Origin of the sequence: Sulfurospirillum multivorans DSM 12446 (assembly GCF_000568815.1) — a bacterium.
Taxonomy (GTDB): domain Bacteria; phylum Campylobacterota; class Campylobacteria; order Campylobacterales; family Sulfurospirillaceae; genus Sulfurospirillum; species Sulfurospirillum multivorans.
Genome location: NZ_CP007201.1, coordinates 740,570 through 762,753, shown reverse-complemented (window position 1 = coordinate 762,753; position 22,184 = coordinate 740,570). Strand labels below are relative to the sequence as shown.

Genomic DNA, 22,184 nt, shown 5'->3' with positions numbered 1-22,184 from the left:
GCATCTACTCTGCTCTTAAGTCTATTAGGAAGCCCATTTTAGTCAAACTTTAATTATAAAAGGTTAAAATCCAACGTTTAGACGAAATTCAAAGCACTATGTACTACACTATATCCATAAAACGAAGGAGAATGCAATGACAATCTTTAGTAAAATTGTGAGTGGCGAAATTCCATGCAATAAAGTACTTGAAAATGAGGACTTTTTAGCGTTTCATGATATTAACCCCAAAGCACCGGTGCATATCCTGATTATCCCTAAAATTGAGTACACCTGTTTTCAAGAAGTTGATCCAAAAATTATGGTAGGACTCACAGAATTTACCCAAAAAGTGGCAAAGCTTTTAGGATTGGATGAGCGTGGGTATCGTTTGATTACCAATAACGGCAGTGACGGTGGGCAAGAGGTGTTGCATCTGCATTTTCACCTTTTAGGTGGGGCAAAACTTTCATGGAGTCACTTAAGCGACAGCGACACCCACAATTTTCTATGACACATCGAAGAGGTTTTCACCTCTTCTTCTCTCTTTTAATGACGCGATTGTATCCATGTTTCAAAAATTTCAATCTGTTTACATGTAGAAGAGACTGCCGTTCCTCCTTGGGAGGTTCGAGCGTTCATCGAATGCACAAGACTGAGGTATTCACTCACATCTTCACCAATGCGCGCATCGACTTTTTGAAGCTCAGGCACACTCATGACACTGAGATCAATACCCAATCCTTCCGCATGCGCCACGGCGCGCCCTGTGATAAAATGGGCTTCGCGGAAAGGAATATTGCACTTTTGAACCAAATAGTCCGCCAAATCGGTAGCACTGAGATGCCCTACTTCGCACGCTTGCTTCATTCGTCCTACATTGATGGTCATCGTACGTACCGCTTCTTTGAGAATATTGAGTGACATGAACACGGTTTCCACGCTATCAAACACACCCTCTTTATCCTCTTGCATATCTTTGTTGTACGCTAAAGGAAGCCCTTTGAGTACGGTTAAGAGTGAAATGAGATTGCCATTCACGCGCCCTGTTTTACCGCGTAAAAGTTCAGGCACATCAGGGTTTTTCTTTTGTGGCATGATGGAGCTACCGGTGGAGTACTCATCACTGAGCGTGATAAATTTAAACTCATAACTTGACCATAAAATGAGCTCTTCCGCAAAACGTGAAATGTGCATCATAATGGTCGAAATATTAAAAAGAATTTCTAATGCAAAGTCACGATCGCTGACCGTGTCAAGGCAATTTACGCTGACACTGTCAAACCCAAGAAGTTTGGCTACGTACTCTCGATCAATGTTATGTGGCGTGCCCGCAAGTGCGGCACATCCAAGGGGTAAAACATTGTTGCGATGGTAGGAGCTCTCAAGACGCTCAATGTCGCGTTTAAACATCGAAACGTAGGCGAGAAGATGAAAAGCAAGGTTGATCGGTTGGGCGTGTTGCAGATGCGTCATTCCAGGAAGCAATGTATTGGTATGCTCTTTAGCAATGCTCATCAAAACATCAATGACCTCTTCTAAAGCACGTACAGTGATAAGGGTGTGTTTTTGCACATACTGTTTAAAATCAACCGCAACTTGATCGTTGCGACTTCGCGCTGTGTGCAGGCGTTTTCCCGCTTCACCGATGAGATCAATGAGTCTTGTCTCCACAGACATGTGAATATCTTCATGCGCAATATCAAAAACAAATTTTTCTTCTTCAATCTCTTGTTTAATTTGCAAAAGCCCTTTGGCAATTTGATCGGCTTCATCCTGTGTTAAAATGCCCTGTTTTGCAAGCATCGTAGCGTGCGCAATGGAGCCTTTAATATCTTCTGCATAAAGTTTTTTATCGAATGGTAATGAGGCGTTAAATTGATCGAGCAAAGTGGCTCCGCTTGCGGCAAATCTGCCTGACCATAGTTTTGACATGAACGTGTCTCCCTGTAAGATAATAAGATAATGTGATGTGGACATAACGTAAAGGAGTTTGAAACTCCTTTACATGTAAAGATTAAATTAGAGTTTTGGACCCGCGTTAGAAAAATCAGAATCGGCTGTAATGTATTTTTTGAAATTCTCAATAAACATCTCTGCAAGCTCATCTCTGGTTGCATCGTAAAGGCTCTTGTTCTCCCATGTACTTTTAGGGTTGAGTACTTCGGTTGGAACGCCTGCAAGCGCTTTAGGGGCTTGAATATTAAAGACCGGAATGGTTTCAAACTCACATTCGTTGATACTGCCATCAAGAATGGCGTTAATACACGCACGGGTTGCTTTAATGCTCATGCGTTTACCGATACCATAGCTTCCGCCACTCCAGCCTGTATTGACCAAGTAGACGTCCACATTGTGCTTGGCAATCTTTTCGCCTAAAAGCTTCGCATACACGGTTGGATGCAGGGGTAAAAACGCCTCGCCAAAACATGCGCTAAAGGTTGCAACAGGCTCGGTAACGCCACGCTCTGTTCCTGCAACTTTAGCCGTATAACCACTGAGGAAGTAGTACATCGCTTGCTCTTTGGTCAATTTTGCCACAGGAGGCAAAACACCAAAAGCATCCGCACTAAGAAAGATAATTTTTTTAGGGTGACCTGCTTGGAGGCTTGCTTCGTGATTGTCAATATGATAAATAGGGTAAGAGACGCGAGTATTTTCTGTTTTAGAGTCATCGGCATAATCTACGACCCCTTTTTCGTTCATCACAACATTTTCTAAAAGTGCATCTTGACGAATCGCGCCGTAAATTTCAGGCTCACTGCTTGGATCAAGATTGATACATTTTGCATAACAGCCGCCTTCAAAGTTAAAGACACCCTCATCATCCCAACCGTGTTCATCATCGCCAATTAACTTACGTTTAGGATCGGTTGAAAGTGTTGTTTTACCCGTTCCAGAAAGTCCAAAGAAAAGGGCGGTATCGCCTTTTTCACCCACATTGGCAGAACAGTGCATCGAGAGTTTGCCTTCTAATGGTAACCAGTAGTTCATCATCGAGAAGATACCTTTTTTGATCTCTCCACCGTACCACGTTCCACCGATAATCGCGATATTCTCTTCCACATTGAACACCACAAACACATCAGAATGCAGGTTGTGTTTTTTATACTCATCGTTGACCATTTTACATGCATTGTAGAGCACAAAGTCTGGTTTAAACTGGGCTAGTTCTTCTTCGCTTGGACGAATAAACATGTTTTTAACAAAATGGGCTTGCCATGCAATCTCTGTAACCACACGAATACTTTTACGACTGGCAAGACTTCCACCACTGTAAGCATCTTGAACGTAAATATCTTTACCAGAGAGCTGTTTTTTGACTTTGTTAAAAAGTTCCTCAAAAATCTCTTTACTGACCTTATGGTTCATTTTGCCCCATGAGATATATTTGTTGGAAGGATCTTGATCTACAAAATATTTATCTTTTGGGCTTCGACCTGTAAAAATTCCTGTATCGACACTAAACGTACCATTGCTGGTTACACGCCCTTCGTTATTGGCAATTTCGTGATTCCTTAACTCTTCATACGTTAGATTGTAATGAATCTTTCCTATAGAAGTTAAGCCTAACTTTTCAATTTCATTAATCTTCGACATCGTGTTTATATCCTCAAAACGTTTTATTTAAAAATGGACAGCAGCACACCTGCTGCAACCGCAGAGCCAATGACACCTGCCACATTTGGACCCATCGCATGCATTAAAAGCATATTGGTTGAATCTTCCTTCATACCTTCTTTATTAGAAACCCTTGCCGCCATAGGTACAGCACTGACACCGGCTGAGCCAATGAGTGGGTTTACTTTGTGCTTGCTAAACTTATTCATCACTTTTGCCATCATAATACCACTTGCCGTTCCCATAGAAAAGGCGATAAGACCTAACACAATAATACCTAAAGTCTCTGGAACCAAAAACTTTTCTGCGGCTAATTTTGAACCAACAGAGAGTCCTAGGAAAATGGTGACAATGTTAATTAAGGCATTTTCCATTGTGTCAGACAATCGTTTGACCACACCCGACTCACGGGCTAAATTTCCAAAAGCGAGGGCTCCAATCAAAGGGGTCGCATCAGGCAAGATCAAAACACATAAAATCATCACCGTAATAGGGAAAATAATTTTTTCAAGTTTAGAAACTTCGCGCAATTGAGCCATCTTGATTTTGCGTTCCTCTTTTGTCGTGAGAGCCCGCATGATAGGAGGTTGAATAATAGGAACCAATGCCATATACGAATACGCAGCTACGGCAATCGCACCTAAAAGATCCGGTGCCAAACGGCTCGCAACAAAAATAGACGTCGGACCATCTGCTCCACCGATAATACCAATGGCGCACGCATCTTTTAAAGAGAAGTTGATAAAACCTGTGTATTCGGTTAAAACAGCCGCACCTACAATCGTACCAAAGATACCAAATTGCGCGGCACCTCCCAAAAGAGCCGTCTTTGGGTTTGCCAAAAGGGGACCAAAGTCCGTCATGGCACCCACACCCATAAAAATCATCAAGGGAAAAAGCCCTGAGCTAATACCCATATTAAATAAAATTCCTAAAAATCCCTCAGGTCCAGCAATATCCGCCACAGGAATATTGGCTAAAAACCCACCAAAAGCAATGGGTATGAGCAGCAACGGCTCAAATCCTTTCGCAATGGCTAGATAGATCAATAAAAAGCAGATTCCCATCATGACGACTCGACCTGCACCTTGGTTAAAGGTCGAAACAGGAATGCCATGCGAAAGTAATCCTTCAACAGGATTAATCATAGCATTAATACCGGTTGATTCGTACAATGAGACAAAAAGCTCAGAAACACTTTTGGATTTATAATCTTGGTTTAAATTCTCTTTGGCCACATCGCTAGCATTTAGAAAGGATGGGATCACCATCAATCCTAATAGCAACATTACCCCAATGATCTTTTTTTTCATATGAGCCCTTATAATGTGACAAGCAGTTGATTATTGACGATGGTATCACCTTGTTTAACTCTAACGCTACTGACAACACCATCAGATGGTGCTGCCACTTCAATTTCCATTTTCATAGCTTCAATCACAATGACGGGCTGACCTTTACTCACTTTATCGCCGACATTTACAAGCACTTTAAAGATAGAACCAGGAATTCCCGCTTTGATTTCAGTACCGCCTGAGGAAGCAGAAGCTGCGACACTAGAGCCACTTCCTTCATCACTGCAACCCTCTTCAATTTCGATAAAATACTCTTGACCGTTAATGACAAAAGCATCTTGTTTATCGGAAGATTTAACATTGTATTTTTGACCATTGACCATCACGGTATAATCTGAAGAGGCACTGCAAACAATCTTCTCTTTTTCTGCTTTACCAATTTTACGAACATTAACTTTTGCCTCACCTTTGAGGAATGCAATGCCTTTTTCTTTACATGAAGCGGCAATAAAGAGATTCTCTTCCGTTGTAGGAAGTCCCTCTTTTTCTAATATCTGTTTTACATTTGCAAGCGATTTGCTCTCATCCGCATCCGCCAAATCAAGCGCATTTTTCTTCGTTGGTTCTAATTTAAGTTGTGCACTTGCCAATGCTACGACGTTTTCATCAGGAGCAACGGGTGTTTTGCCAAAATAACCAAGAACCATTTTGCCATAGCCCTCTGCGATTTTTGTCCACGGTCCAAACATCACATTATTAAACGCTTGTTGGAAATAAAATTGCGATACAGGTGTTACACTCGTACCGTAGCCACCTTTTTCAACGACTTCACGCATCGCTTTGATGACTTCTGGAAATTTATGTAAAATGTTGTTATCGCGAAGCATTTGAGTATTGGCAGTGAGTGCACCACCAGGCATTGGAGAAAAAGGAATTAAAGGAGAGACTTGCACTGCTTCGGGTGGCATAAAGTAGTCTTTTAAGCAGTCTTGTAACACATCCTCGTAGGTTAGAATTTTTTCAAGTTCTAGTCCACCAAGATCGTAATTTTTACCTTTGACGGCATGAAGCATCGTTAAAATGTCTGGCTGAGAGGTTCCACCACTTACAGGAGAAGCGGCAAGATCGATTCCATCGGCACCTGCTTCCAGTGCGGCGAGATAACACGCCACACTGACACCTGCTGTTTCATGCGTATGAAGTCTTACATGCATCTCTTCAGGAAGGAGTTTTTTAGCCATTTTAATGGTCTCATACACTTTTTGTGGGCTGGATGTTCCGCTTGCATCCTTAAAACAGACACTGTGATACGGGATACCTGAATCCAAAATATCACGAAGCGTTTTCTCGTAAAAAGCGACATCATGAGCCCCCACACATTTAGGAGGAAGGTCCATCATTGTCACCACGATCTCGTGTTTAAGTCCATGATGCACAATGCGTTCACCGCTGTATTTGAGGTTTTCAACATCGTTCAGTGCATCAAAGTTACGAATCGTTGTCGTACTGTGCTTTTTAAACATTTTGGCATGCAAGTCAATCAAATCGCGATTGCCGGTATCGAGCATAACGGTATTGACACCGCGCGCTAAGGTTTGAAGGTTGGCATCAGGACCTGCAATGGCGCGAAAGCGATCCATCATTTCAAAGGCATCTTCATTCAAATAGAAGTAAAGGCTTTGAAAGCGCGCTCCTCCACCAAATTCAAAATGGCTAATACCTGCATCTCTTGCTGCAGCAACAGCAGGGAGAAAATCATCCATAAGTACACGTCCACCAAAAACCGATTGAAAACCATCTCTAAACGTCGTATCCATCACGTCGATGTATTTTTTAGCCATCTTACTTTGCCCTTTTTACTGGTTTGATTTTTTTTTGTATGCCTGAATAGAAGCAGCAATGGCTGCCACTACTGTGAAGTTATCTTTTTGTGATAATTCTTGTGTAGAATTATGAACAGTTCCCTCTTTAGGAGGAAAATATTTGAGAATAATTTTAGCCTGAAGCTCCAAAACAACAACCATTAAGACCAAAAACATAAATACCGTGGACATCCCTAATACCAAGAATTTAAGGCTTTCCCCAATCAGATTAACTTCCATAGACGCAACCCTTTTTATTTAAATTTAACTAAAAAGTATAGTCAAAATTTTAGTATTTTATCATTTTATTTATTAAATCAAACCTATGAAAAAGTGGTTTAGAAGGTGGGGGAGTTGGGTCAATTCATTCTCAAATAAAGAGTGATTGACCCACGTTTACATGTAAAGCAGAATCCTTAGGAAATAGCGCGCTCAAGGAGATAAAAGAGTGAGCGATACTCTAATCCACTCTGTTCAGTCAGACCAATTTCGCATGGTTTTCCTGTTGAAAAGGCGAGTTTTGTATCACTGGGGATGGATGCTTTAAGATGACGTAACGCCGACTTATTGAGCTCTGGATAGTTAAAGCCACGATCTCCCGCAAACCCACAACACGTTACATCCGCAGGAACAGTGACTTTAGAGCTGCATAAACGTGCAATTTTTTCAAATTTCTCTGTTAAGCCCATCTTTCTTGTGCTACAGATGGAATGAATCACAACAGGCTCACTAATCTGTTTAATCGTTAATTTATCTAAAAGATAATCGTGAATAAACTCAATAGGATCATGAACTTTTAAACCAGAATCAAAATACTCCATCATCGTTTTCGTACACGAACTCATATCACACAAGATAGGGTATTTCCCATTTTCGCTTGCTTTATTAAGCGCAGCTTCTAACTCCATTGATTTTTGTTTGCCTTCTGCTTTATAACCCTTACTGGAGAAAGGCATACCACAGCAGAGCGGTTTTAGCTGTTCTGGAAAAATGACTTCATAACCCGCTTTTTCCAAAATACCAATGATGAGTTCATCTAACTCTTTCTCTTCACCTTTTGGCTTTGGATTGCCCATCGTGCGATTCAAACAGGATGAAAAATAGACCACTTTTTCAGCCATACCAAAGAGTTTTCGACTGTCTTTAAACGTATGACCTCCTGGAAGACTGGTTGTCCATAGTGGCAATTTATTGCCACTGAGCGCGGTAACACCTGCGCTCATTGCTTTCATCACACCATCAGGAATAACAGCGTTAACACCTTTTACAGCACTCAGTACAAAACTACCTACGCCTAAAATGGTTCCATAGTTATTGGCAATCATTCCAGCCATCTTGTGTTGTGTCGGTGTAATTTGGTGTGCACGAATCTTCTTCGTTAACGCTCCGGTATCAATTCCAACCGGACAGACCAATGAACAGAGTGAACACGTTGCGCAGGTTTCAACACCATCGTACTGGTACAAGGCGATAAACGCCTCAAGCGCCTCTTCATCTCCTGCATTTTTGAGTGTACTCATATAACGATTGGAGACAATGCGTTGTCGTGGGGTGAATGTTAAAAAGTTCGATGGACAGACAGGCTCACAAAAACCGCACTCGATGCACTTATCGATAAGCTCATCCGTTACGGGCATTGGTTTGAAATTTTTAAGATGCGCTTTAGGATCATCGTTGATAATGACGCCTGGATTAAGAAGTCCACGAGGGTCAAAAATGTTCTTAATCTCTTTCATGAGCATATAAGCATCATTTCCCCATTCCAGCTCGACAAACGGTGCCATATTGCGTCCTGTTCCGTGTTCGGCTTTAAGACTTCCATGGTATTTTGTGGCTACTTGCTCAGCCACATCTTGCATAAACGCTTCGTAGCGTTGAATCTCTTTAGGATCTTCAAAGGCTTGGGTGAAGACAAAGTGAAGGTTACCATCCAAGGCATGTCCAAAAATAATCGCTTCGTTGTAGCCGTATTTTTTGAAGAGTTCTTGAAGTTCCAACGTGGCATCCGCCAAAGACTCGATAGGATACGCCACATCTTCGATGATAACAGTCGTTCCACTCTCACGCACAGCACCAACAGCGGGAAAAAGTCCTTTACGAATTTTCCAATACTTCGTATACTCATACACATCTTTGGTAAAATGCAGTGGCATTTCAGGCTCAATGTGGGAGAGTTTTTCTAAGATCACTGCAATGTTTTCATCCAATTTTGCATCATTTTCGGCGCGACTTTCGACCAAAACAGCGGTCGCTGTAGGACTGAGCGTTTTAAGGAAACTTGGCATGCCCTCTTTACTTTCAACACTCGCAAGCCCTGCCCTGTCCATCAGCTCAGCGGCTGCCACATTGTCTTTACACTGTGTTTTAAGCACGATAACCGCGTCACAGGCATCTTTGATGTTTTTAAAGATCATTAACGCACTGGCTTTATCTTTGTACTCAGGAACGGTTCTAAAGGTAATCTCTTTGATAAATCCGAGTGTGCCTTCGCTACCGATCATGAGGTGTGCGATAATATCGATAGGATCTTCATAATCTACCAGTGCATTGAGGCTATACCCACAGGTGTTTTTGATCTTAAATTTGCGGACGATTTTATCGTGAAGTGCGGGATTGGCTTTAATCTCAGCGTGGAGTGCGCTAATGCGCTCTACCAGAGCGTGATGGTATTGTTTAAACTCTTTGATACTTTGGGGTGACGCCGTATCGAGTTCAGAGCCATCATGAAAGATAATCTTCATTGCTTCAAGCGTTTTGTAGGAGTTGTCGGTTGTACCACAGCACATACCACTGGCATTATTGGCTGCAATTCCAGCAATCATCGCGGAGGTAATACTCGCAGGATCGGGACCTATTTTTTTCCCATACGGAAGCAAATACGCATTCGCATCCGAACCAAGCACCGAGGGTTGCATGGTAATGGTACTCACCTCTTTATTGACATTAATCCCTTTCCAATCACGTGAGGTCATGAGTAAAATGGAATCGGTAATCGCTTGCCCAGAGAGGCTTGTCCCTGCCGCTCGAAAAACAACTGGCAAGGAGAGTGAAGAGGTGATTTTAAGAATTTGACTCACTTCATCAGCATTATTGGCCCAAACGACGACTTTGGGAACTAACCTGTAAAACGAAGCATCCGTACCGTATGCTATGGTATGAAGGGGATCTGTAAAAATTCTCTTCTCGGGAATAAACGTGATGATTTCATTATAGAAATCAAGATACTTTCCGCTTAATAACATTCACAATCCTTTATAGGGGGTTTTACTCAGTGTAGCAATTTGACATAAAAAACACATGATATTTTGTCAAAAAACTTTACATGTAAAGCCTATCAAGTCAAAAAGTGACATACCTTACATGTAAAGAAGAAGAAGCGAAACATTTTTTCTAAACGAGGCTATTTGAGCATCATTGAGACACCGTAGACCTCTGGGAAAAGTGTAAAAACTGCCATAACTAAAAATTGCAATATAATAAACGGCACCACACCTTTGTAGATGTCTATCGTTGTAACGCAGGAAGGTGCAACGCCTCTGAGATAAAAGAGGCTAAAACCAAACGGTGGCGTTAGAAACGATGTTTGCAAGTTAAGTGCGATTAGAAGCGCATACCAAACAGGACTGATCCCAATCGCTTCTGCAATTGGTGCTAAAATAGGAATGATAATATAAGATATCTCCACAAAATCGATAAAAAAGCCCAGTGCCATAATCGCCGCCATCGAGACAACAATAAAGCCCCATTTATCACCGGGTAAAGAACGCATAACCTCTGCGATAATTTCATCGCCACCTGTGTAGCTAAAAACCATAGAAAAAGCAGTCGCGCCAATTAAAATGGCAAAAACCATTGCCGTTGTACGCACGGTCTCCATCGATGCTTCATGGATCATTTTAAACGAAAACGATTTGTAGATCCACGCCAAAATCATCGCACCAATACACCCAACAGCAGAAGACTCCGTAGGCGTTGCGATGCCTTCAAAAATAGAACCCAAAACCAAAATAATTAAAATGAGTGGTGGCAAAATTGCTTTAAACGCATTTACCACTTGTTTGGATTTGCTGTGCGTCAACTCACTTTTAGGGATAGAAGGAGCCATCTCTTTGTTGAAAAAAGAGACGATAGCAATGTAGAGAATATAAACAGCCACCAGTGTCAATCCTGGCCAAAAAGCGCCTTCAAAAAGATCACCCACGGGAAGTTGAAAAACATCGCCTAAAATAATCAAAACAACGGATGGTGGGATAATCTGCCCCAGTGTTCCTGAAGCGCAGATGGTTCCACATGCGAGGGATTTAGAATAGTTGTATTTGAGCATAACGGGCAAAGAGATAACGCCCATTGCCACAACGCTTGCTCCAACAACACCGGTCGATGCGGCAAGAAGGGCGCCTACTAAAACCGTGCTGATGGCAAGACCTCCACGAATTTCGCCAAACAAAAAGCCCATCGCTTCTAAAAGACGCTCCGCTAAACGTGATTTTTGTAAAATAATGCCCATCAGAATAAACATTGGAACGGAGATAAGAATCGTATTGTTCATAATGCTCCAAATACGATGGGGCATAAAAGCAAACATCCGCGCCCCCGCATCAAGCCCTTCCATCACCGTACCACCATCACCCAAAGAGGCAATTATTCCCGAAGCCAAACCAAAAAAGACCGACACAGCACCAAAGGTGAACGCAACAGGGAAGCCAAGAAGCAGCATCAGCATGCCTACGACAAACATCACAATACCAATCATAACTCTTCCTGCTTTCTAAAATGTGCTTTTGTGACACCTCGGTAGATGTTGATATTTTTAATAATAAATCCAAACGTCATAACAATCAATAACCAAAAGGAAAACGGGATAAACGCTTTTAAAATCCAACGGTGTGTCAACCCTCCTGGATCGCTGCTAATTTCGTTAGACGTAAACGCTTCCATCACAAACCCCACAGAGCTTAGCGCAACTAAAAGTGCAATAGGCGTAATAAAAACAATCGCGCCAAAGATATTGACCAACGCTTTTTTCTTGTCGCTGAATTTTGCGTACAGAACATCCACGCGAACATGTGAATCTTCCATAAGGGCATACGAAGTCCCAAGGAGAATAATGACGGAGAAAAGATGCCACTCCATCTCTTGAAGTGCGATGGAACCACTTTTAAACAGATACCGCATAAACACATCGTAAAAGATATTTAACATCATCACAAGCATCAACCCTGAGCAAAGATACCCAATCACGTGGCTGATTTTATCAAACCATTTTTCAATCATTAAGAGCATTGAAATCCTTTTTCCAAAAATGCAAAGCGAGAACCTTCTTCTAAAGATGCTCGCTTTATAGTTTACGAAACACTGAAATAAACGCATAATGCAACATCTGAGCCGTTGGCAAAGCAGGTTACATGTAAAGCATTAATAACGCAGAATATACCCCACATCGACGACCGTTTCGATGCACTCAAACGGAATTTTTTTACGCAGTCGTCGCATTAAAGAGCGAATCGAATCCAAACTTGCGAAGTTGCCTTCCCAGACCATCGCTTGAATTTTGTCAAACGTAACGACTTTGCCTTTTTCGCTAATGAGTACATTTAAAAGAAGTTTTTCTTTGCGTGAAAGATGCTCTTCTTGCTCCTGCCCGATACGAAGTAAGCTTGTTTTAAAATCAAAACAACACTCATGCCCTAAATCAACAATATCATGGCGGATATTGCAGAGTTTTTCAATTTTAATTTCAAGCTCATCAATAAAAAAAGGCTTTTTTAAAAAGTCATTGCATCCAAAATTATAAGCGTCTTTAATTACCTCAAGTTCCACGCTGGAGCTCATAATAATCACCGGCGTCTCTGGGTAAAAATCGCGTATTTTTTTCAAGATTTCAATGCCATCAAGCGTGGGAACATTGATGTCTAAGATAAAACAGGCATAGCCATTGTCCAAAGCATCATATGCTTCTTGCCCATCCATAAACGAATCAATATGATACCCTTTCGCTTCCAACCGCTTGACAATGGTGGCATTAAAGCGTGCATTGTCTTCTAAAAGTAAAATTTTCATTCGTTGCCTTTGTTTGCATTAGGAACTAAAATGGTAAATTCGACCGTACTAACATCTCTGTTTTGAACGCGAATACTCCCACCCATCTTATCTTCAATAATCATCTTCGCCATATAAAGGCCCAAACCCGTTCCATTTTTGTTCGTCGTAAAATAAGGATCAAAAATAAACCCAATGATTTTTTCGGGAATAAAACCTCCATCGTCGCTAATGATGATTTTGGTAGAAAGCATCTCGCGATCAACTTCAATGCTAATTTTCCCACTTTTATGAGCTTTAACCAGTTTAATTTTAGCATTATTAATGACATTAATGAGTACTTGTTTAAACTCATTCTCAAAACCATACACAGGAAAAGAGTCGTCCTCTTTAAGATAAATGACACTAAGATCAATATGCGCATAAAAAATCTGTCTGCCAATGATTTCCAACACTTCGTTCAGCGCTTTTTTGGCACAAAAGAGTGTCTTTTTGGTCGATGGTTTAAGGAAATTACGGAAGTCTTTAAGCGTTTGTGACATGTATTGTATCTGAATGATGGCGTCGCGTACAAACTCTTTCATTTTCACCCGATCCATCTCGCCCTTGTTAAAACAAAACTCCATATCTTGCATAATAGCAGAAAGCTCTACCAAAGGCTCATTCCACTGGTGCGCAACGCCCGCGATCATCTCACCCATTTCAGTCAGTTTCGATTGTTGAATTAAAAATTGTTGTTGCTGTACCCGCTCCGTCATATCATCCATAATACAAACAATACCGCCAACACTCCCATCAATATTGCTGTACACGGCTTTACTCAGCGTAAAAAGACGCGCCTTTTTTTTGGGGGTATGGAGCATCAGTTCAAGCGTATCAGAACCTTTCTTGGCTAAGAGTTCAACATCGCTTTTTCGCCTCTCAGATGCCCACTCTTTTGGGAAAAAATCGAAAACGGACTTTCCAATAATCTCCTCTTTGCTCTGGTCATAAAGCTTTGCAAACGCCATATTACTCCCAATATACTTCCCCTCAACATTGGTGAAATAAATAGGATTGGGGATCGTATCCAGCAGAACTTTGATAAACTCCAGTTGGTTTTTAAGCGCCATTTCACTCTGTTTTCGAATACGCACATTTTGCATCAAAAAGAGAATAATCATAATGATAGCACTAAGAATAGCAGTAAAAAGCCAAATATAGTGCTTATACTCTTCGTAAAAGGAGAAAGGCTTATTGATCACTTCATAATTTTTTAAGACAGGGGATGGATCTATTTGATGGTTAACGAGCTCATTATAATCAAAAAGATAACGGTTGGGACTCTTTTGTACAATGGGAATATAACTCGGATTTTTACCAGCCAAAATTTGCTCAACAATTTTGGATGCAGCTTCTGCTTGAGCCGTCGCACTGGTTAAAAAACCACCCACAATGCCATAATCCAAATAAAAATCCCAAAGTCCATAGATAGGGGTATTGGTAATTTTGCGAATCTGTTGTAAATTATCTTTATAGGTAAAAAAACGTCCTGTTTTATCTTTGAAAAGAAGAACCCATAAAATAGCACTGTTTTTGCTAAGCCCCGCTGTTTTTGATGCGATCTCATCCATATCCATACTATCAACATGCTCAATTTCGATGCGACTTTCATACTTAGGGCTTACCGCATCAATCTCTTTGCGAACGGCATCGCCTGTGATTGTTTTCTCATTTATAATCAAGATTTTATCAAGATTGGGTTGCAGACTAATCATCAAATCAATATTTTTTTCAATATCCACATTTTCAACCACGCCACTAATGTTTTTGATCCCTTCGATTAAAGAAGGTTCAAAATTATTAATACCTACAAAAACGATGGGCGTTTTTTTTGAAAAAAGCTCTTCATAATGCTCTTTAACAAAGGCTAATGCGCTATTATCCACGGCGATAACAACATCAAACGTGTAGTGTTTAAAACGCTCTTGGTAGTAGTGGTAAAAAGTATCTAAATACTCAGGGCTATCAACACGTTTTGTGTCCATATATACAGAAGATACAAAAATATTTTCTTTATCTAAAAAGTTTTTTTCAATAACTTTAGAAATATCATCGCTCCACTTGTACCCTTTATGATACGAATGGATGATCAATATATCTTTTGAATTTTGAGCGAAAAGCACTCCCAAACTCAAACAACAGAGTAAAAAAATCTTTTTCATGGATTAGAAGGGTTTGGATTAGATGATAAAAAAGTTTTCAGGATGCTTGATAATAGCACCATGCTCTGCGATAGCTTCGTCTGCCATATTGTAGCGTTCATTGAAAATAGGATGGTGAAATTGTACTTCATCATTCATAATTTCAAACACCATGGTTTCATAGACAATTTTTTTAGAGTCTCCTTCGAAAAAAGAGTGGCGAACATGCATACTAATGGTTGAAATTAAAAACTCACGATCACCAAGTTTGATGACATTTTTTAGCTCTAACTCTCGCATCAAGAACCTTTCAAGATTGAAAAAATAAGGGTTAATGATACCATAATTCAACAGTGAGTTTTATAAAAGAAGGGAAGTAAAAAAAGGAGAGATAAAATGGTGCGGTCGGGGGGATTTGAACCCCCACACCCGTAGGGCACTACCACCTCAAGGTAGCGTGTCTACCGTTCCACCACGACCGCATAAAAGAAGGTGAGACCTTTTAAAAAGGTCTCATGTGTTTGTTGTATTAATTAACCAAGAAACGGGTTTTTGTAAAGAAGGATCAAAGAGATAACAAGTGCATAAATAACTTGTGCTTCGATCATCGCAAGTGCAATAAACATTGTTGTTACAAGTTTACCACCAAGACCAGGATTTCTTGCTGTTCCAGAAATTGCTGAAGAGGCAGTGTTACCCATACCGATTGCGCCACCAAGTGCAGCAAGACCAAGTACGATACCTACAGCGAGTGCTGAATATGCTTTAACTGTTTCACCCTCACCTGCAAACGCGAATGTCGCAAATGCTACCATTAAAAAAAGAATCTTTTTCAAAGATTGCTCCTATATGTTTTTCAAAGTCTGTTCGGATAACATCCCTACTTTCCACTTTGTGAGCGAGATTATAGCCATCCAATTGTTAAAAAGCCTTTAAAGTTATCGCTCCAAGCCAAGCTCGATTTTATTTCCTGTTTGCTTTAAGATTTTAACGCGAACTTTTTGCTCAAGGGCTAAATAATCGCTTACTTTATCCACACGGTGATCGGCAATTTTGGATACATGTAAAAGCCCATCAATCCCACCAGGAAGCTCAATAAACGCCCCAAAATCAACAATGCGTTTCACCACACCATCGACCACTTCATCTTGCACGAACGTTGGTACTGGTTTTTCTTCTCTAGGAGTGCTGTGTCTATCGCCGCCTCTGTCTCTTCCGCCGCCACGTCCGCCAAAAGAAGGCTTATTGGTAATTTGAATGATATGCTCTTTAGCCGCTTCTACTTTTTCTTTGTTCTCGCCTGCAATCTTCACTTCGCCTTTTTCACGATCAAGATCAATAGAGACTTCAAATCGCTCAATAATCTCACGAATCGTTTTACCCGCTTGCCCAATAATATCCACAATTTTGGAAGGATCAACACTAAAGAGTTCCAGTTTTGGCAAAATGGCATTGTTAATCACAATCTCTTCGCTTGCCGCTTCCATCAAACCTAAAATATGCGCTCTACCCTCTTTGGCTTGATACAATGCTTCTTTAAGGACATCACGTGAAATGCCGCCCAATTTAATATCCATTTGAAGGGCTGTAATGCCTTCCCTTGTTCCAGCGACTTTAAAGTCCATATCGCCATCGTGATCTTCTAAGCCCATGATGTCACTTAGAACCGCATGTTTATCACCCTCAAAAACAAGTCCCATCGCAATACCCGCTACGAGTTTTTCAAGATTGATTCCTGCTGCTTTAAGGGCTAATGCACCACCGCAAATGGTTGCCATAGAAGAAGAGCCGTTGGACTCTAAAATCTCTGAGACCAGACGAATGGTTTGCAAACGATTTCTATCAAGAACAGGTTCAAGTGCACGACGTGCAAGATTGCCATGACCTAATTCTCTTCGACCAGGAGCGCGAAGCGGAGAAGCTTCACCTACGGAGAAACCTGGGAAGTTATAATTCACCATAAAGGTATCGTTAATTGTATTTTTTTCCGTCAAAAGATCGTACATTTGTGCATCTTTATCATTTCCAAGTGTGACAACCGCAAGCGCTTGTGTCTGTCCACGTGTAAAGAGGCATGAGCCATGTGCAAAAGGTAAAATGTTAGTCTCAATGCTAATCGGTCTGATTTCATCGAGTTTTCTACCATCGGCACGCACACGTTTTTCAATAATCATCTCTCGCACGATTTTCTTTTTATACGCTTGCACAACGCTGTCCACTAACTCTTTGCTCCAGCCCTCTAGGACCGCTACTTCATCACCTAAAATTTTAGTAACAATTTTTCCAAGCTCACTCGCACGCTCACTTTTTGCCATTTGGTTGATCGCGTTGTTAACCTCGTCTTTGTAAAATTCATCCACATACGCAAAAATAGAATCATTGGCTAAATCTTGTTTATAATCAAGTACAGCATCCTCTTTTTTAAGAGGTTTAAAGGTATTTTCATACGCCGTTGTTGCTTCGGTAATTGCGCTTTGTGCTTTATCAATTGCGGCAAGAATCGCATCTTCATCAAATTCATTGACCGATTGATTCACAATAACGCTCTGTGCAAGGGTAGGATCAAGCATCGGGTCAATGGCCATAATCGGAAGGCTCATACTCTCCATGGAAGCGAGGGAGCGCATCTCGATCATCAAGAGCTCTTCTTTTGTTCCAGCAACATACAGATCCAATGTGCTTGTTTTTAAAGCTGAGTTGGAAGGATTTACAACATACTGCCCATCAATGTAACCAATGCGTACACCTGCGACTGCTTTATTCACAGGAATATCGGAAAGATAAAGTGCCGCACTCGCAGCGTTAAGCGCTGCTACTTGAAGATCAACTTCAGGATCGCAGCTTAAGACGAAAATAACAATTTGTGTTGGATAAGCATACCCTTTAGGAAAAAGGGGACGAAGGCTTCTATCAATGATGCGTGAGGTTAATGTTTCAAAATCACCTGGCTTTGTCTCACGTTTAAAATAGCCTCCAGGAATTTTTCCAACCGCATAGGTTTTTTCAACATATTGCACAGTTAAAGGTACAAAATTTTCACCCACTTGGTTATCATCTCGTGCAACTGTTGCTAAAATAACCGTATTTTTAATCTTTAATAATGCAGCCCCTGCTGCTTGTTTTGCAACTTTGCCAAGATCGTAAATCTCTTCTTGGTTATTCACTCTAATTTTATATTCCACGCTGATGCTCCTTCAATTTTTACTCAATTTTAATTTGTAACTTTTTGCTCTGACTCTCTTGAGAAATCATAGCTAACACTACCCATTGGATAGAGATTAAACATAAACATAATACCTTGTTTGTTAACCGAATCTGTACCAACACTTGTGAGTTTAGGCGTAGTCGTATCTCTGTATTGAATAGAGTAATCCCAACATTTCAAACTTTTCTTAAAGCCCAAACTCCACCCTTTAAACTCATCGTCTTTCACATCATAATTCACACTTCCAAAGAGATTATAATGGGTGAAATACTTCGTATCGGCATAGAATGTCACATAGCTATAATCTTTATCAACCGCAGCATCTTCTTCCACTTTGTAAATGGTGTTTTCTTTATACACGGCATCTTGGTAGGTGTAACGAAGGGAGGTTGAGTAAAGATCATCAGCATAATTAATCGAGATTTGATTCCGTGAAATTTTATGGTATTCATGTGAGAAGTGAAGGTTGTGTCCCAGTGAAATTTTGTCACTCACATGGTATTTAAGATCATTTTCTAAATCACCGTATTTGTATTCGTAATCGTCATAATAGATCTGTTTGAGTTTATGGCTCACTTTTTTCTCAGCATCTTCATTGTAAAAAAATTCTTTTAAGGTTAAAGAGGTACTTTTTGCCAACGTATTGAGCGTTGGAAAATCTTTATCATAATACATACCACTTTCATCTTCTGCACTAGGAATAATATGGTCAAGTCCAATGTACATCGTATGATAAAAATTATCATACGGCTTTGCAAGTTCCGTGTAAAGAGAAATTTTATGGTAATTACGCCAATAACGCCACTCATTTTCTTTCGTATCATCGTTCCCATAAGCAATGTGCGATGCATAAATATTTTCTGAAATGCTTACATGTAAATAATCAGCCAAGAGGGAAAAGTACAATGTCAAAGGAACATCTACTTCATTTTGAAAACCCGTTATCCCCTCATCTCTTGTATAATTTTTAGCTTTATAATCAATACTGTAGAGTAAATTATCTAACACTAGAGGCGATGTAAAATGGTGGTAATGCAGTGTTGGTAACTCTTGTAAGGTAGTATCATTGGATATTTTCGAGGTATCAATATCATACCTTGCATACACACCATAATAGTCTTGATCTTGTTTTATATAATAGTTAAATCGTGAAGTCACTAATTTATCATAGCTTGTTGTCTCATTAGTCATCGTATTATAATAGTCAATGTCGTTAAGATAGTTAATATCAAGCCACAAACCATCTTCAAGATTGTCATACTGTGTACTTAAGAGTTTACTACGATCGTACATGACATGTAAGCCATAATGCGAACTGTTGTTAAGATTTTCGTCTTCCGCATAATCACTGTGTTCATTAAAATAGCCCGTCGTGATCTCACCATTGGAGTAAGCAGAGTCTACAAAACGATAGGTTCCGTGCATGCCCTCACCCCTATTGGTGCGCATTTGCGGACGAAGCTCCACATCGTAATCCACTGCAGGTGCAATAAAGATGGGTTGCATGTAATAAAAACCCTCTGAACTCCCAAAGCCAAATTCAGGTTGTAAAAGTCCTGTTCGGCGTGTCGTGTCGGTTGAAAAGGCAAAATAAGGAAGGTAAAAAACGGGCACATCGTTCGCGTAAAAGACGGGATTGTAGAGGTGTAACCATTTACTCTCTTTGTTGAATTCGCCCGAGGTAAAAGCAATTTTCCAATCAGGATCTTGGGTATTACAGCTTGAAACGATTGATTTTTGCGTCACATAGGTCTCTGGATTCAGGATGGCATTTTCACATTTGATCCATACATTCGTCTCATCATCAAAAAAGAAAAGTGGATCTGAAACACCTATATTGGTATTAAGATTGAGTTTTGTGTGACCTGTACGAGAGGCATAACTGACACCCTCTAACATCGTAATATTGCCAAAAAGTTCCAAATCACCACTAGCTGTGTCATAGTAGGCTTCATCTGCGGTAATAAGGTATTTGGGGCTGTAAAGTACCACATTGTTGGTGGCGTGAATTAACGTACCCTGTTTGGTAACATTTTCAGCCAACACTTCAACATCTTGAGGGCCTTTTTGTTCGGGTGTTTTTTGTGCAGGTGCTGCCCATAAGCTTCCTAGAGAAAGCACCGTGAAAAGGAAAAATTTAATGTGCATTGACCACCAACGTGTTGGCAACTCTATCATGCCATGTCTCTCTTTTTGGATTTAAAGCGGCCCATACAAAACCTAAATAAAAGATGGACTCACTGACAATTCTAAAGGCAGCGCGACTGAGTGAAAATAAAAAGGAAGGTTTCTCCAAATCATCGGTGGAGATGACTTTGATTTTCATCGCAATTTTCCCCAACGTTGCCCCATACATCCATACAAAATAGGTTTGATAGGTTACTTTTAACACAACGACATAACCAAAAAGACCATTGATCGCGTCTATCATCTCTTCGGTCGTCATATTATCAGGAATTTGATCAAAATAGATCAATGCAAACAAAACAGAGATCAAAATTTCATCAATCATATACGCTAACCCTCGCTTTTGAAGCGTGGCTAATGTAATATTTTCACTCTCAAATTTTTCAATCAACTCTTCATTTGTCATGTTTGAGTGCCTGATATGCAATATCGCTTCTAAATTGTTTACCCGCAAAATGGACTTGTCCGCAGAGTAAATAGGCAAATTCTCGTGCCTCTTTGATGCTATCACCGACACCCACACATAAAAGCACACGCCCACCCGTTGCATACAGTTTGCCCTCTTCAAGGCTCACACCCGCATACGAAATATGAGTGTTCTCTAAACCTGCATGCACGTTTTTATCGACAATAATTTCAGAAGGCTTTGAATCACCGTACGGGTAATTTTCACTTGCCATCACGACTGCAATCGCGTATTTATCAAAAAATTCGATGTTAAGCTCTTTTAAATTGCCTGTCGCTGCTTTGTAAAAAAGTTCACTCGCAGGGGTTTTTAACAGTGGCATCAAGATTTCGCACTCAGGATCGCCAAAACGAACGTTGTACTCTAAAACAATCGGCTCATTTTTCACAATCATCAAACCAATAAACAGCACACCCTCAAACGGAGCATTTTCATTTTGCATCCCTGCTAGTGTTGGCTTAATAACGCGCTCTTCTACTTTTTTATACAACACATCATCAATCAATGGCGTTGGCGCATACGCACCCATACCGCCTGTATTGGGTCCAATGTCGTTGTCTTTGAGGCGTTTATGATCTTGTGCCGCTGGAAGGATTTTATAATCCACGCCATCGCAAATCACAAATAATGAAAGCTCATACCCATCTAAAAACTCTTCAACCACGACGCCAAGACCCGCGTCACCGAAGCTTTTGCCACTGAGCATATCCGCCACAGCCTCTTTGGCTTCTTCTTTGCTTTGCGCGATAATTACGCCTTTTCCAGCACACAGACCATCCGCTTTTACGACGATAGGAAGTTCTAACGTTTCGATAAAATCATTGGCTTTTTGAGCATCATTCGTTTCGATAAATTTAGCGGTTGGAATATAATAGCGAGAGAGAAAGTTTTTCATAAAAATTTTTGAGCCTTCAAGTCTGGCAGCCGCTTTAGAAGCACCAAAGATGACAAGCCCTTTAGCTTTAAAACTATCAACGATACCAGCAACGAGTGCCGTCTCTGGGCCTACGATGGTGAGATCAATGCCATTTTCTTTGGCAAAATCCGCCAAAGCTTCATAATCTTTACATGTAACGTTTTGTCCAAGTTGTGGGGTGGCACCATTTCCGGGTGCGAAAAAAATTTCGGTTACATTGGGGTCTCGCTTCAGCGCCAACCCGATAGAATACTCTCTGCCACCACTACCAACAACCATGACTTTCATCAATTATTTCTCCAAATTTATATGTAAAAACCCAAGTGAGCGTTCCGTGATTGAAGTGGCCCTAATAAGCCAACTTCTGGGAGTCGACCTTTTCTTTAGGCTGCAATCTCTCACTTTTCGCAAAGCTCAAACAAGACCACAGA

The 22,184-nt window shown here is 40.7% G+C and carries 17 protein-coding genes and 1 tRNA gene; 1 reads left to right on the top strand and 17 read right to left on the bottom strand.

Annotated elements, in window-relative coordinates; genetic code table 11:
• Positions 1 to 136: 136 nt before the first annotated feature.
• Positions 137 to 493 (top strand): histidine triad nucleotide-binding protein, encoded by a 357-nt coding sequence (locus SMUL_RS03955; RefSeq protein WP_025343968.1) that lies wholly within the window; start codon positions 137 to 139, stop codon positions 491 to 493.
• A 35-nt stretch (positions 494 to 528) separates the two neighbouring features.
• Here the strand turns inward: SMUL_RS03955 and argH are convergent, their stop codons facing one another.
• The 17 genes from argH to purD form a co-directional block, all read right to left on the bottom strand.
• Positions 529 to 1,914: an argininosuccinate lyase gene (argH, locus tag SMUL_RS03950; RefSeq protein ID WP_025343967.1), complete on the bottom strand. Its 1,386-nt coding sequence runs from the start codon at positions 1,912 to 1,914 to the stop codon at positions 529 to 531.
• Positions 1,915 to 2,001: 87 nt separating this feature from the next.
• Complete coding sequence (pckA, locus tag SMUL_RS03945; RefSeq protein ID WP_038532992.1) at positions 2,002 to 3,579, bottom strand: phosphoenolpyruvate carboxykinase (ATP); 1,578 nt, start codon at positions 3,577 to 3,579, stop codon at positions 2,002 to 2,004.
• A gap of 23 nt (positions 3,580 to 3,602) precedes the next feature.
• Entirely contained in the window at positions 3,603 to 4,913 is a 1,311-nt protein-coding gene (locus SMUL_RS03940) for a sodium ion-translocating decarboxylase subunit beta (protein ID WP_025343965.1), read from the bottom strand.
• 8 nt (positions 4,914 to 4,921) lie between these two features.
• Positions 4,922 to 6,736 (bottom strand): biotin/lipoyl-containing protein, encoded by a 1,815-nt coding sequence (locus SMUL_RS03935; RefSeq protein ID WP_025343964.1) that lies wholly within the window; start codon positions 6,734 to 6,736, stop codon positions 4,922 to 4,924.
• Between the two features lie 15 nt (positions 6,737 to 6,751).
• Positions 6,752 to 6,997 (bottom strand): OadG family transporter subunit, encoded by a 246-nt coding sequence (locus SMUL_RS03930; RefSeq protein WP_025343963.1) that lies wholly within the window; start codon positions 6,995 to 6,997, stop codon positions 6,752 to 6,754.
• Between the two features lie 176 nt (positions 6,998 to 7,173).
• Positions 7,174 to 9,999, bottom strand: a complete 2,826-nt coding sequence (locus SMUL_RS03925; protein ID WP_025343962.1) for an FAD-binding and (Fe-S)-binding domain-containing protein — start codon at positions 9,997 to 9,999, stop codon at positions 7,174 to 7,176.
• A gap of 158 nt (positions 10,000 to 10,157) precedes the next feature.
• Positions 10,158 to 11,510 carry a TRAP transporter large permease gene (locus tag SMUL_RS03920; protein ID WP_025343961.1) on the bottom strand — a complete coding sequence of 451 codons (1,353 nt, stop codon included), beginning with the start codon at positions 11,508 to 11,510 and terminating at the stop codon, positions 10,158 to 10,160.
• Positions 11,507 to 12,040 (bottom strand): TRAP transporter small permease subunit, encoded by a 534-nt coding sequence (locus SMUL_RS03915; protein ID WP_025343960.1) that lies wholly within the window; start codon positions 12,038 to 12,040, stop codon positions 11,507 to 11,509. The genes SMUL_RS03920 and SMUL_RS03915 overlap by 4 nt, the downstream gene beginning before the upstream one ends.
• 132 nt (positions 12,041 to 12,172) lie before the next feature.
• Positions 12,173 to 12,817: a response regulator transcription factor gene (locus tag SMUL_RS03910; RefSeq protein ID WP_025343959.1), complete on the bottom strand. Its 645-nt coding sequence runs from the start codon at positions 12,815 to 12,817 to the stop codon at positions 12,173 to 12,175.
• Complete coding sequence (locus SMUL_RS03905; RefSeq protein WP_025343958.1) at positions 12,814 to 15,000, bottom strand: sensor histidine kinase; 2,187 nt, start codon at positions 14,998 to 15,000, stop codon at positions 12,814 to 12,816. Before SMUL_RS03905 ends, SMUL_RS03910 begins: the two co-directional genes overlap by 4 nt.
• Before the next feature lie 18 nt (positions 15,001 to 15,018).
• Positions 15,019 to 15,279, bottom strand: coding sequence for a hypothetical protein (locus SMUL_RS03900; protein ID WP_025343957.1), 261 nt, complete (start codon positions 15,277 to 15,279; stop codon positions 15,019 to 15,021).
• Between the two features lie 97 nt (positions 15,280 to 15,376).
• Positions 15,377 to 15,461: transfer RNA gene (locus tag SMUL_RS03895), tRNA-Leu, on the bottom strand.
• Positions 15,462 to 15,512: 51 nt separating this feature from the next.
• Positions 15,513 to 15,815, bottom strand: a complete 303-nt coding sequence (locus SMUL_RS03890) for a F0F1 ATP synthase subunit C (RefSeq protein WP_025343956.1) — start codon at positions 15,813 to 15,815, stop codon at positions 15,513 to 15,515.
• A 102-nt stretch (positions 15,816 to 15,917) separates the two neighbouring features.
• Positions 15,918 to 18,161: a polyribonucleotide nucleotidyltransferase gene (locus SMUL_RS03885; protein WP_025343955.1), complete on the bottom strand. Its 2,244-nt coding sequence runs from the start codon at positions 18,159 to 18,161 to the stop codon at positions 15,918 to 15,920.
• Positions 18,162 to 18,190: 29 nt separating this feature from the next.
• Entirely contained in the window at positions 18,191 to 20,362 is a 2,172-nt protein-coding gene (locus SMUL_RS03880; RefSeq protein ID WP_038532987.1) for an LPS-assembly protein LptD, read from the bottom strand.
• Complete coding sequence (locus tag SMUL_RS03875; RefSeq protein WP_025343953.1) at positions 20,322 to 20,777, bottom strand: RDD family protein; 456 nt, start codon at positions 20,775 to 20,777, stop codon at positions 20,322 to 20,324. Before SMUL_RS03875 ends, SMUL_RS03880 begins: the two co-directional genes overlap by 41 nt.
• On the bottom strand, positions 20,767 to 22,041 hold the full coding sequence (purD, locus tag SMUL_RS03870) for a phosphoribosylamine--glycine ligase (protein WP_025343952.1): 1,275 nt from the start codon (positions 22,039 to 22,041) through the stop codon (positions 20,767 to 20,769). The genes SMUL_RS03875 and purD overlap by 11 nt, the downstream gene beginning before the upstream one ends.
• Positions 22,042 to 22,184 lie beyond the last annotated feature (143 nt).